General features: G+C 68.6%; 11 protein-coding genes. 7 read left to right on the top strand and 4 right to left on the bottom strand.

Translation table 11 applies throughout. The features are described 5' to 3' along the window. The first annotated feature begins 43 nt into the window (after positions 1 to 43). Together OG975_RS01030 and OG975_RS01025 are read left to right on the top strand one after the other, a co-directional pair. A complete protein-coding gene (locus OG975_RS01030; RefSeq protein WP_406326711.1) occupies positions 44 to 583 on the top strand; it encodes an ArsR/SmtB family transcription factor in 540 nt (179 codons plus the stop codon). Continuing rightward, on the top strand, positions 580 to 1875 hold the full coding sequence (locus OG975_RS01025; protein WP_406326709.1) for an MFS transporter: 1296 nt from the start codon (positions 580 to 582) through the stop codon (positions 1873 to 1875). The genes OG975_RS01030 and OG975_RS01025 overlap by 4 nt, the downstream gene beginning before the upstream one ends. 248 nt (positions 1876 to 2123) lie before the next feature. On the opposite strand, the gene OG975_RS01020 is transcribed toward OG975_RS01025, so the two are convergent. From OG975_RS01020 to OG975_RS01010, 3 genes are all read right to left on the bottom strand, one after another. Then, positions 2124 to 2636: a hypothetical protein gene (locus tag OG975_RS01020; RefSeq protein WP_406326708.1), complete on the bottom strand. Its 513-nt coding sequence runs from the start codon at positions 2634 to 2636 to the stop codon at positions 2124 to 2126. Positions 2637 to 2708: 72 nt separating this feature from the next. Next, entirely contained in the window at positions 2709 to 3569 is an 861-nt protein-coding gene (locus OG975_RS01015) for an MBL fold metallo-hydrolase (RefSeq protein WP_406336105.1), read from the bottom strand. 74 nt (positions 3570 to 3643) lie between these two features. Beyond that, positions 3644 to 4261 carry a hypothetical protein gene (locus OG975_RS01010; protein ID WP_406326707.1) on the bottom strand — a complete coding sequence of 206 codons (618 nt, stop codon included), beginning with the start codon at positions 4259 to 4261 and terminating at the stop codon, positions 3644 to 3646. 132 nt (positions 4262 to 4393) lie between these two features. Here OG975_RS01010 and OG975_RS01005 point away from each other — a divergent pair, with 132 nt between their 5' ends. Then, the gene (locus tag OG975_RS01005; protein WP_406326706.1) at positions 4394 to 4855 is read left to right on the top strand and encodes a winged helix-turn-helix transcriptional regulator; all 462 of its coding nucleotides are present in this window, start codon (positions 4394 to 4396) and stop codon (positions 4853 to 4855) included. A 736-nt stretch (positions 4856 to 5591) separates the two neighbouring features. On the opposite strand, the gene OG975_RS01000 is transcribed toward OG975_RS01005, so the two are convergent. Then, positions 5592 to 6539 carry a GlxA family transcriptional regulator gene (locus tag OG975_RS01000; protein ID WP_406326704.1) on the bottom strand — a complete coding sequence of 316 codons (948 nt, stop codon included), beginning with the start codon at positions 6537 to 6539 and terminating at the stop codon, positions 5592 to 5594. Between the two features lie 288 nt (positions 6540 to 6827). On the opposite strand from OG975_RS01000, the gene OG975_RS00995 reads away from it, so the two are divergent. From OG975_RS00995 to OG975_RS00980, 4 genes are all read left to right on the top strand, one after another. After that, a complete protein-coding gene (locus tag OG975_RS00995) occupies positions 6828 to 7628 on the top strand; it encodes an alpha/beta fold hydrolase (protein WP_406326702.1) in 801 nt (266 codons plus the stop codon). 169 nt (positions 7629 to 7797) lie between these two features. Further along, positions 7798 to 8844 (top strand): SgcJ/EcaC family oxidoreductase, encoded by a 1047-nt coding sequence (locus tag OG975_RS00990; RefSeq protein WP_406326701.1) that lies wholly within the window; start codon positions 7798 to 7800, stop codon positions 8842 to 8844. A 164-nt stretch (positions 8845 to 9008) separates the two neighbouring features. Beyond that, positions 9009 to 10586 (top strand): ISL3 family transposase, encoded by a 1578-nt coding sequence (locus tag OG975_RS00985; RefSeq protein WP_406326700.1) that lies wholly within the window; start codon positions 9009 to 9011, stop codon positions 10584 to 10586. A gap of 681 nt (positions 10587 to 11267) precedes the next feature. Then, complete coding sequence (locus tag OG975_RS00980) at positions 11268 to 11843, top strand: transcriptional regulator (protein WP_406326699.1); 576 nt, start codon at positions 11268 to 11270, stop codon at positions 11841 to 11843. Positions 11844 to 12088 lie beyond the last annotated feature (245 nt).

The raw sequence follows: 12088 nt of genomic DNA, 5'->3' as shown, positions 1-12088 counted from the left end.
GACCTCCTTGCCTAATGGTCAAGAATCGTTGACCATTGAGGGCATGCCTACCGATGATCTTCCCGAGACGTTTCACGTCACCACTGACGAGCAGCTGCGCGCCGTCTCCAACCTCACGCGTCACCGGATCATGGCCGTGCTCCGCTTCGAACCGGCGACGATTACACAGATCGCCGCGCGGGTGGGCCTGGCGAAGGGGAGTTCCAGCTATCACGTGCGGCTACTGGAGCGGGCCGGCCTGGTGAAGGTGGTGCGGACGCGGAAGGTGCGGGGTGTCACCGAGCGGTACTACGCGATGGCCGCGCGGGCGATCGTGCTGCCGGATCCGGGTGAGGGAGGGCCGGATGTGCTGATGCGGCATGCGGTGGCGGACCTGGAGGCGGCGCCGGTGGGCGGTGAGCGGTACGTACGGATGGCGCATCTGCGGCTCACCGGGGAGCAGTTCGCGGAGCTGGGGGCGCGGTTGGAGGCGCTGGCGGACGAGTACCGGGAGCTGTCCGATCCGTCGCTGCCGGACGTGTCGCTCGTCTTCGCGCTGTTCCGGCCCGCGCCGCGCGAGCAGGCCGAGGGGGACTCCAAGTGACTTCAGATGTAAGGAAGTTGCCAGCCGGGTTCGGACGGCTGTGGACCGCGCAGACAGTTTCCTCGCTCGGTGACGGGGTGACGCATGCCGCGCTGCCGCTGCTCGCGTTGACGTTGACGCGGGATCCGATGGCGCTCGCCGTCGTCACGGCCGCCGGGACGCTGCCGTGGCTGCTCTTCGGGGTGCTCGGCGGTGCGCTGGTGGACCGTTGGGACCGCCGGCGCACGATGTGGGTCGCGGACGCGGCGCGTGCGGTGCTGCTCGCGATACCGGCGGCGGCCGCCGCGCTCGATGTGCTGAGCATTGCGCTGCTCGCGGCCGTCGCCTTCCTGCTCGGCCTCGGCGGACTCTTCTTCGACACGGCCGCCACGGCCTATCTGCCGGATCTGCTCGGCCGCGACCCCGTACTCCTGGAGCGTGCCAACTCCCGCTTGCGCGGCGCCCAGACCGCTGCGTCCGGCTTCGCGGGGCCGCCCGCGGGCAGTGCGCTGCTCGCGCTCGGGCGGGCGGTACCGCTGCTCGCCGACGCGGTGTCGTTCGCGCTCTCCGCGCTGCTCGTACGGTCGCTGCCCGCCGCGCCCCGGCCGGTACCGGAGGCCCGCGAGTCGCTGCTTCGGCAGGCGCGGGCCGGGGCCGCCTACGTCTTCCGGGACCGGTTGCTGCTCGGGCTCGCACTCCGCCCGGCAGTCGGGAACGTCGCCTTCCTCGCCGTGGAGACCGTCCTCGCCCTCTTCGCGCACGACCGTCTCGGCATCGACACCTTCGGCTTCGGCCTGCTCCTCACGGCGGAGGCCACCGGCGGCCTGCTCGGCGCGGGCATCGCTTCCTTCCTCGGCCGACGACTCGGCACCGGCACCGCGCTGACCTGCACGGCCGCAGTCGAGGGACTGGCCATCCTGGGGCTTGCCACCGCCCAGAATCCGTATGCGGCCGGTCTCGCGCTCGCCGTCTGCGGGGCCGGCATGGGCGCCACGATGGTGCTCGGACCCTCCCTGCGGCAGGCGATCGTCCCGGCCCACCTGATGGGCCGGGTCGCCTCCACCTCCCGCATGCTCGCCATGTGCGCCGCCCCGTTCGGCGCCTTCCTCGGCGGCTGGCTGGCCACCGCCTATGACGTGCGCACCCCGCTCTACGCCGCCTCCGGCCTCCTCCTCACCATGACCGCCGTCACGGCGACCATGACCAGCAACCGCCGGGTCGAGGCAGCACTGCGTGGCGCTGCCCCGACCGGCAATCCAGGTCACCCGGAATCCGAGGACCCCGTTCGGGAGGGTGCACCCGAATCGTTGTGACGTTTTCGCGGAGTAGACGTCGGCTAGGTCAGAAGTCGACGTCCTCCTCGTCGTCGAAGCCGCCCGGGTCGCGCAGCGGGCGCAGGGAGCCGTCCGGCTGGGTGGAGGTGAAGGAGTAGCGCCCCAGTACGTTGAGGTGCTTGGCCTTCAGCGGAACCGCAGTTCGACAAGAGGGCTTTCGTCTTCCACGGCACAGTCACGGTCGCCGCAATCAGGTTTTGGCTCCGCGGGTAAGGGGCAGCCCGCGTCTACTCCTCCATGCGTTCGGCGTCGTCGGGAACCCACGGGAAAGGGACCTCGGGCCAGCGGGCAGCGGCCCACGCGTCAAGGTCCACGGCGAGAACGGCGTCGATGAAGACCTGCGGCGGTCGATAGCCATGTGCGGTGATGTAGTGGGTGACCAGGAACGGAGCCGCGTACGCAATCTCGGGGGGACCCGGAACGCGGACCTCTCCGTTCCCCTCTGGGGCATCGTCTGGCGGGCACAGGTCGCACTCGTGCAGCCCCAGACAGACATTCATCCACTGCACGGCCTGGAGCGCCTTCAGTTTCTCAGTGAACGCCGCAGGGACCGGGCCTGTCGGGTATGGCCTTCCTGCCTCCAGCCACCCGACGTTCACGCGTATATACGCAGGGCGGTAGCTGAGACCGTAGAAGCCCGATTCCCGGTCCGTGAACGAGTCCTCGACCTGGTAGTCGTACTTGGTGAGATCTTCGTAGAACACCCGCGCATCATCGCCGCATCGTTCCCCGAACACCACGCGATTCATTCCGCGCCACGACGACCCGTCGGACAGATCCTAGGCGTCACGCAGGCGAAGCTGGTCGCAGGCTCAGCTCTGCGCATCCATGAGCGCGGTGGCTGTGAGCCACACGACCGCCCGGTTGAGGCGTTCGGGATGAAGGGAGCACAGGGCATCGAAGAAATCGATCCGGCTCGTTGTCTCCTTCAGGAGCCGGTCCGCGTCACGGATGTACTGCCGAGTTTCCTCGATGGTGGCCGGACTGTCCGGAAGCGCCTTGTTCTTGTGTCCGCAGACGACGTGGCGCGGCGCGAGGCGCTCGACCGCGTCGAGCGCCTGAAGCCACTTTGCACGCCCGCCATCCGCAGATTCGGAGAGGTACGCGTGCACGCCGTTGTAAACGACATCGCCGGCGACGACGAGCCCGATCGAGGGAACGTGAAGCACGGTGGTGCCGTCGGTATCACTGTGCCCGACTTCGACGGAGCGCAGAACGTTGCCCTCCAGAAGAAACCCTTGCGGTGGTACGGGCCGTGCGAGCACGGGAGTCGGCGGGATCTGACCGGGGAACAGGTTGTCCCACTGTTGCTTTCTGAATTCCGCCGAGCTCTGCTGCCGCATGAGACGGATGCTGTCCTCGCCGGCGAGCACCACGGCGCCGGGGAAGCGCTCGACCAGAGGGCCGGAGCCGAACCAATGATCACCGTGGCCGTGCGTGATGTAAATGTGTTCAAGGTGCTTGCCCGACTGTTCGACCCAGTCACCCACCCTCCGGGCCTGCTCGATCGTCAGCGGGGGATCGACCAGCACTGCGTTCTTCTCCCCATAGATGAGCGTGGTCGACATCGGCGACCAGGAGAACCGCTCTCCGTTGGGAATGGGATCCGTGACGCTGGTGGGGATCGGATCGGAAATGAAGACTTCGTACGCCAGATCGGTCTGGGAGACCATCTCTGCCACGCCCTTCTCCGTGTGGTGGTTGCCTGGCGGCATCTTGATGGGGCCGGACAGCTCGGCCGCCCCTCTCACCTCGGGACCATGACGTCCCAGTGCTCGACGGCTCGCCCGTCCGCCACCCGGAACAGGTCGTGGAACACGAAGTCGGCGCCCGCGAAGACGCCCACCGAACGGACGTAGGCGAAGTTCCCCTCGGCGACGACGTCCAGTACGTCGGAGTACTTGAGGGACTGGCCGGATTTCGCCAACTCACCCAGTGCGGCCGCCAGTCCGCTGATCCCGTCGGCGAAGCGGGGATTGTGCTGGATGTAGGACTCGCCCGCCAGGTAGTGCTCCAGGTCGGAGAAGTCGTTGTCGACCAGAATCGTGCGCACCGTCTCTTCCGCCACCTTGCGCGTGGCGTCCGTGCCGGCCGCCGTGTCGATGACGGCGACGCCGTCGACCTGGGTGTGACCGTTGGCCGTCTGTTCCACGATCGGCTCCTGGTCACCCCAGTGGCCGGTGATCTGCCCATCCGCGATCTGCCAGAGATCGAAGGCTGCGGCCTGGCCGCCTTCGGGGAGGGTGGTCGTGGCGTGAGTCACGACGAAGTCCCCCTGTGCCAGCACGCGGTGCACCTGGTTCTTGCGCCCAGTGGCGTCGTCGATAGCCGCGAGGACGACCTGCTTGATGGCTTCGTTGCTCATGGCGTTCGCCTTTTGTCGTTCGAAAGCGGGGCTTGACTGTCGTACGGCCGCACCGGACCCGGTTGAGGGCAGCGGCTGCACCGGAGAAGTGAGTACAAAAAATGTACTTACTGCTGCCGCTAACCTAGCACAGTGAGTACTGAATCTGCACCGACACCCCGTGTCTGTTCTGTGACCGACGCGGTAGCCGTCGTCGGGGAACGCCATTCGCTGCCGATCGTGCGCGAGCTGCTGTACGGCAACCGGCGCTTCTCCGAGATCGCCGACGCCGTCGGGCTCTCCCGGACGCTGCTGTCCACACGGCTGCGCCGGCTGGAGACGGCCGGCGTCGTGGAACGGCGGCGCTACAGCGAACATCCGCCGCGCGACGAATACGTCCTCACGGAAGCGGGCCGGGCCCTGCTCCCCGTGCTCGCCGCCCTCAAGGAGTGGGGCGACACGTACTGCCGGGACGGCATCGCCACAGCAGAGTTCCAGCACCGCTGCGGTGCCGTCCTGCACACCCGAGCGGACTGCGCCGCCTGCGGCGAGGAGATCCGCTTCGAGGACCTGACCGTGGTGGGAGGCACACACCCGCCGCAGATACGACCCTGAACCGCCCCGCGTCTCGCACGCCCTCCGGCCCCGGAACCTCGCGCCAGCCGCCGCCGGGCGCCAGAGCCGGACCCGCACGTACGAAGGGCGGGACTCGCTGCCCGTGAGGCCGTCGCGCAGTCCAAGGAAGCCTCGGAGCCGGACCCTGGGACGCTTGTTGCGGATCGTCGGATCCTTGATCTCGGTGCGCCGTTGGCTGACGCCCAGTGGGCACGGATCGCGCCCGTGTCACCCGACCGGGCGCCAGGGCGGGACGGGCGGTGCCGGGGTCAACGCGATCACGTTCAAGTACCGGACCGGCCCGCTCTGCCGACCCAGGCCCACACCGACGGCGACCTCGGCTGGATCGTCGCGGTGGACTCCACTGTCGCCCGCGCTCACCAGGCACATCGCCGGGCCCGTCAAAAACAGCGCCGACCCCGCAGCCCACCGCGCGTTCACGGCGCCGGCGCCCGAGGTGGATGCGCGCACGTACCTCGACGAACTCTGCGACCGCTTCGCCTGATCCAAGTGTGGTCGGTTCAGTCCGGAGTTCCCGGGGGCGTCGGACTCCGACCCGACAACTCGGCTTCCCGTCTGTGGAACGCGTTCGCCAACCCGTTGTTCGATGGAGTCGTGGATCGGCCGGACGGCCTCGACGCCCTACCGTGAGGCGATCCTTCTGCCCTGGACACTGCCGGGGCGGACGCGCGCCTGGGTCGACGGACTCTGTGACCGCGCGGTGTGGCCTTCGCCGTCAGGCGGCTTGGTGCTGGAAGGTGCGGCGATAGGACGTGGGTGTGATGCCGAGGGCGTCACGGAATCGGGCGCGCATGTTGGCGCCGCTGCCGAGGCCGCACCGGATGGCGATCTGTTCCACCTGGAGGTCGGTGGTCTCCAGGAGTTCTCGCGCGCGGTTGATGCGGGCGGTCAGGAGCCATTGGTGGGGGCTGACGCCGGTTTCCTGGCGCCACAGGCGGGTCAGGGTGCGCGGGGAGACGCCGGCGTGGTCGGCGAGGTGGGGGATGGTGAGGTCTTCTTCGAGGTGGAGCAGGGCCCATTCACGGGTGTCGGCGAGCGTGGTGGCCTGGGGGGTGGGGAGGGTCCTGTTGATGTATTGGGCCTGTCCGCCGTCGCGGTGCGGTGCGGCGACGATGTCCCTGGCGATGTCGTTCGCGACGGCTGCGCCGAGGTCTTTGCGGACCAGGTGCAGACACAGGTCGATGCCGGCCGTGACGCCCGCGGAGGTCAGGATGGTGTCGTTGTCGATGTAGAGGACGTTGCGGTCGACGCGCAGCCGGGGGTAGAGCTCTTCGAGGTCATCCGCGCTGGCCCAATGGGTGGTGACGGTGCGGCCGTCGAGCAGTCCGGCCGAGGCGACGGCGAAGGCGCCGGTGCAGATGGAAGCGATGCGTATCCCGGCGCGGCCGGCGAGCTTGAGAGCGGCCCTCACCCGTGGGTGCGGCGGGCGCCGGAAGTCCTCGAAGCCCGGGACGATGATGGTGTCCGCGTCGGCGAGCGCCTCGAGACCCGCGGTCAGCCCGAGGGTGAAGCCGGCGCTCGTGGTCACGGTCTCCTCGGTGTCGCCGCACACGGTGAGCTCGTAGGGGGTGTTCGGGCGGGCGTTGAAGATCTGCGTGGGGATCCCCAGATCCATGGGCAGCACGCCGTCGACCGCCAGGACCATGACCCGGTGCGTGTTCATGGCTGCAATATTACGTACGACACCAATACCGCAGGGAGGGACAAGGAGCCGCCATGCCCTGGCCTAGGCGTGTCCCTGGGGTAAAACGCCAGTTCAAGACGCTGCTCATGTGACTGGAAAGCAAGGGCCCGTCCGCGCTGTTCTGGCCCAAAAGATGCGAACACTGGCAGATGAGCCGTGGCCTGGAGGGGAGGTTCCGGAGCAGGATCGAAGAGCGAGCACGGGGCCGCCGACTCCACACACCGGTGGAGCGGTCCCAGAGCCCCGGCCGTGGACGAGGAGCCGGCAATGACTTCGCAGAATGTGGTGGGCCGCTTCTTCGACGTGCAGGGCGGCCAGGTGTACGCCCACGTCCGCGAGGGTGACGGCCCGGCGCTGGTCTTCCTGCACTACTGGGGAGGCTCACGGCGCACCTGGATCCCGGTGCTGCGGCAGCTGGATCCCGGGCAGGGCTTCGTGGCCTACGACCAGCGTGGATGGGGCGACTCCACGAGCGTGCCCGGACCTTACGACCTGGAGCAGCTCGCGGACGACGCGCAGCGGGTCGTCGACGCGCTCGAATACTCCCGCTATGTGCTGGTCGGGCATTCCATGGGCGGCAAGGTGGCCCAGATGCTGGCCGCACGCAAGCCCGCCGGCCTGCGGAGAGTCGTCCTCGTGGCGCCCGCGCCGCCCGCGCCGATCGGGGTGAGCGAGCAGGTGCAGGAGACGGTTTCCCACGCCTACGACAACGAGGAGGCGGTCCTTCAGAGCATCGACCTGATGCTGACCCGCGGCGGGCTGACTCCCGAGCTGCGCCGGCAGGTGGTCGAGGACAGTCTGCGCGGCGGCGACGAGGCCCGTCTCCAGTGGCCGCGCCAGGGCCTGGTCCAGGACGTGTCGGCCGGCGTCTCAGCCATCGAGGTGCCAGTGCTGGTTCTCGCGGGCAGCCACGACAAGGTCGACCCGCCGACCGTGCTCGCCGACCACCTGTTGCCGCTGATCCCGACCGCCACGCTGACCGTCCTGAAGGACACCGGCCACCTCTCGCCCCTTGAGGTGCCCGACCAGGTGGCCGCACACATCGGCGCGTTCGTCGCCCAGCTGTAAGCACAGCACTCCAGCCGCACGTCCCCCCGTGGGGCGACCGACTGTCGCTCCAGGTGCCGTGCAGCCGCACCCCCCCATACCCGGCACGCATACCTGGCACGCGCGAGCGCGCCGCCCGGCCACCGTACCGATCTGCTCCGGACCGGGGCCCAAAGGAAAGAGACCCATCATGACCACCGACGCACACCTGTCCGTCTACGAGCAGCTCGACCTCCCCGACACGAGCCTCGCCCGGGACACATACGCCTATGCGGCACAGGCCACGCCTGCCTTCGTTCACCATCACAGCGTCCGCAGCTACGTCTTCGCCCGCGCCCATGCCCAGAACCAGGGTCTGGGCGCCGGTACCGACTACGACGACGAGCTGCTGTTCGTCAGCTGTGTCCTGCACGACATCGGACTGAGCGAGGAGGGCAACGGCGACCAGCGTTTCGAAGTCGACGGCGCCGACATCGCGGCGGGATTCCTGCGCGAGCACGGTGTCGAGGAACGGCGTATCGCCGTCGCCTGGGACGCCATCGCCCTGCACACATCGGACGGCATCGCCTCGCGCAAGGGCACGGAGGTGGCGCTGGCCCAGGCAGGCATCGCCACCGACATCCTCGGAGCCCAGCGCGAGAGCCTTCCGTCCGGCCTCGCCGACGAAGTGCACGCCCTGCTGCCGCGCCAGGACCTGGCCTACGGGCTCAGCGACGCCATCATCACCCAGGCCATGAGCAAGCCCCACAAGGCGCCCCCGATCACCTTCCCGGGCGACCTGCTGCGCCGCCACCTGCCCTACGGCGCCCAACCCAGCTGGTACGACCTGATCGCCGCGGCCGGCTGGGGCGACAAGCCGGTCGGCGTCACCGCCCGGCGCCGTGCCGAGACACCCCAGCAGGTGGGGACCTTGTTCATGGAGTACCTGGAGGCCGGTGACATCGAGGGTCTGGTGTCGCTCTACGAGCCGAACGCCCACTTCGTCCCCACTCCCGGAACCCACCTGGTGGGCACGGACGCCATCCGCAAGGCCATGCAGCAGATGGTCGACAGCGGTGCCCGCCTCAAGCTCGAACCGCGCGAGATCCGACAGGTCGACGACGTCGCCCTGGTGTCGAACAACGCCACCCTCACCGGAGCCGGACCGGAGCCGGTGATCTCCACCACCACCGAGATCCTCCGACGCCAGCCGGACGGCGGCTGGGTTCACGTCGTGGACGACCCGTTCTTCAGTTGACCCCTATCTCGGCCAAGGGAGCTGAGTACTCACGGTTGTACCGTCCTGAGCAGATACGGGGCCCTGGCAAGATTTCCGTGAAGCTGGGGTGTGCCACCGTGCGCCGGTGACGCTCCATCACAGGTGACGGCATTGTCAGCAAGTGTGATGACCTCGTACGGATTGTGTCTCCGCACCTGGATACGGTGCGGGTGGAACGGGTGTGGGCGGAGGCCGGCACTGTGCATATGGCCGCCCGTACCCGTGAGTTGACGGTGGCGTGTCCGGAGTGCGGTCGCGTTTCTGCTCGGGTGCACAGTCGCTATTGCCGCACGTTGGCCGATGTCGCTGTCGGGGGCCGCCCGGTGCTGATCGGACTGTCGGTGCGCCGGTTGTTCTGTGACAGCCGGGACTGCGGTCGGCGGACGTTCGCCGAGCAGGTAGAGGGGCTGACGGTGCGCTACCAGCGCCGTAGCCCGTTGCTGCAGCACTTGGTGGAGATGGCCGGGGTGCTGCTCGCCGACCGCGGCGGCGCCCGGCTCTTGCAGATCCTGAAGGTGCCGCTGTCGCGGACGAGCGTGCTGTTCCACTTGATGCGCTTACCGCTTCCGTCGGCAGCAGCGCCGCGGGTGCTGGGCGTGGACGACTTCGCGCTGTACGCGGACGTCTACGGCACCCTTCTGGTGGATGCCGACACCCGGCTGCCGATCGAGCTGTGGGCCGGTCGCGACGCCGAGCAGTTGGCGGCCTGGCTGCGCACGCATCCCGGTGTTGAGGTGGTCTGCCGGGACGGCTCGCTGGTCTACCGGCAGGGCATCACCGACGGCGCCCCGGATGCAGTGCAGGTCAGCGACCGCTTCCATCTGTGGCAGGGCCTGTCGAAGCGGGTCGGGGACGTCGCCGCCGCCCACCGCGGCTGCCTGCCCTCCGCGGTGCCCGAGCCCGAACTGGCCCTGCCACCGAGCCCAGCGGCACCGTCCGACCAGGCCGATACCCCCGCCCGCCGCCACGCGAAGAACCTCTTCGAGGCGGTGCACGCGGTGACCGACACAGGCCGCTCGCTCAACGCCGCAGCCCACCAGCTGGGCCTGAACTGGCGCACCGTGCGCAAATACGCGCGAGCCGCCACCTGGCAGGAATGCGTGCGCCGCACCCGGCCCCGACGACCCACCAGCCTCGATCCATACCTGGAGTACCTTCGGCAACGCTGGGAGGAAGGCGAGCACACCGCGACGGTGTTGCACCAGGAGATCGTCGCCAAGGGCTACCGCGGTCACTACCAGCGGGTCAAGACGGCCATCGCGCCGCTGCGCCGCGGCCTGCCGATCGACACGCCGCGAGAGCGACCACCCTCGCCCCGTCAGGTCGCTCGCTGGATCACCACCGCGCCATCCCGGCGCAGCCTGCACGCCGCGGAGGCACTCAGGCGGCTGCTCGAGCACTGCCCGGAACTGGACCGAACCCACGACCTGGTGCGTCAATTCGCCGCCATGCTCGACGCCCGCGACGCCGCCCCCCTGGCGGACTGGCTCGAGCAACTCACGACCGCCCGCCTCCCAGCCCTGGCCAGCCTGGCCAACGCCATCCGCGAGGACCAGCCCGCAGTCGTGCAGGGCATCACCACCCCGTTCAACTCCGGCGTCAACGAAGGCCGCATCACCGACCTGAAACTCCAGAAACGGATCATGGCCGGCCGCGCGGGAGTCCCGCTGCTCCGACACCGCGTCATCCTCATGGCCCTGCTCCGACGTCGCCACCTGTGACGGAGCGTCACCGGCGCACGGTGGCACACCCCAGCTTCACGGAAATCTTGCCAGGGCCAGATGATCCTGTACGCGGACGCCTGTCCGGCGCGCGGAGGTAAGGCCGGTCCGTGGACCGTGGCCTGCGACTGGTGTCTGGTCTTGCTGGGCTGCCCGTGCGGGGTGGTGACCCGCGAGCACGGCCTGGCCTTTTGCGAAGTCTGGCTTTTTCTGCCGGACATGTGACCAGGCGTCGTGGCTGACCGCCCGCACAACGACCCTCAGTCCCAGCCGGCAGGTTGGAAAGGGCGCAGTGGCGGCATTGGGTCCGATGATGGAGACCGGTGTGCCGGCGCCGGGGTGTCTTCGAGGTGCTCGCGCGACTCGGTGTCCCGCGGGACCGGGGGAGTGCGGTTCATGGTCACCGTTCCCGCTGTGGGGGTTGCGGCTTGCTTCCGGTGCGGCACCGTCGAAAAGGGCTGCTGGGCCGGATTGCGCGGGCTGAGCGGGCAGAGCGGGCGGTTGTGTGGTTTCACCGGATGTGTGGCATCGGTTGCGGTGGCCGTTGAGGTTCTGCTGCTTCCTGGCACTCCCGGAGTTGGGGATGCTGTTCTTGCGGTTCCCGAATTCCGGTAGTCTTGATTTGTTGTGTGGTAGGTGAGTTTGAGTGACCGTCAATGACGAGCGGGCTGAGGGGGCGGAGTGCCGGAGAGGAATGTCGAGTTCGGGAAATACGGGGCTCGTGGCCTTAAGGGACATGAGGCGGTGGCCCGCCGGCTCGACGCGCTGGCCGGCTTTGTTGCCACTGCGGTCACGGTGCGGCGTGGTCTGCTGGCCCGGTTGCACTACCTCACCCGCAGCGACCATGCCCGCGCTGCTGCCCGCGATGCGGGTCTGACCGTCACGGACCGCACGTTGAAGGCGTGGCTGGACGGCAGGCGGAGTCCGTCGGCGAAGAACCTCGACAGGATCGAGGCCGCGTACCGTACTGTGCGGCGCCGTAACGTGGGCCGGTACTTGCTTGCCCGTCTCCATCGTGAGGGCCGTGGCACCCGTGTGGAGTTCCACCCGCTGAACCAGTCCCAGGTTCCGAGGCCGCGTCAGCGGGTGATCGAGTACCGCACGCTCAACGTCCGTCATTGGGACCGCATTGTGCAGGCCTGGGTCGAGGACGACGACGAGGCACTCGACGACGCCTGGGTCAACGACGTGGTTGTCGACTTGGGCTCCCAGTGGGGCGAGTACGAGTACGTGACCAACGTTGGGTTCGCGGCCTGATCCCCTTGTAGACCGTATGAAGCGGTCGTTCTGAGCTGTGGGCTGGGGGCGGTTGCCGCGCCGAAGACCGATGCCCCGCAGGGAAGTTGACGCGGGTTGCCCACCGGTGAGCACGGTGGCGGGTAGTCCCGCAATTACCGGGAGGCACCGGATGTTTTCCGAGCGTACTTCGGTCGGTCTGGATGTCCACGCCCGCACCGACGAGCCCATACGCTCCTGCCCACTTGACAAAAGCGCCTACATAT

Origin of the sequence: Streptomyces sp. NBC_00203, from assembly GCF_045206325.1 — a bacterium.
Lineage (GTDB): Bacteria > Actinomycetota > Actinomycetes > Streptomycetales > Streptomycetaceae > Streptomyces > Streptomyces lutosisoli.
The sequence above is the reverse complement of the archived record's forward strand: the minus strand, read 5'-3'. Positions and strand labels throughout refer to the sequence as shown.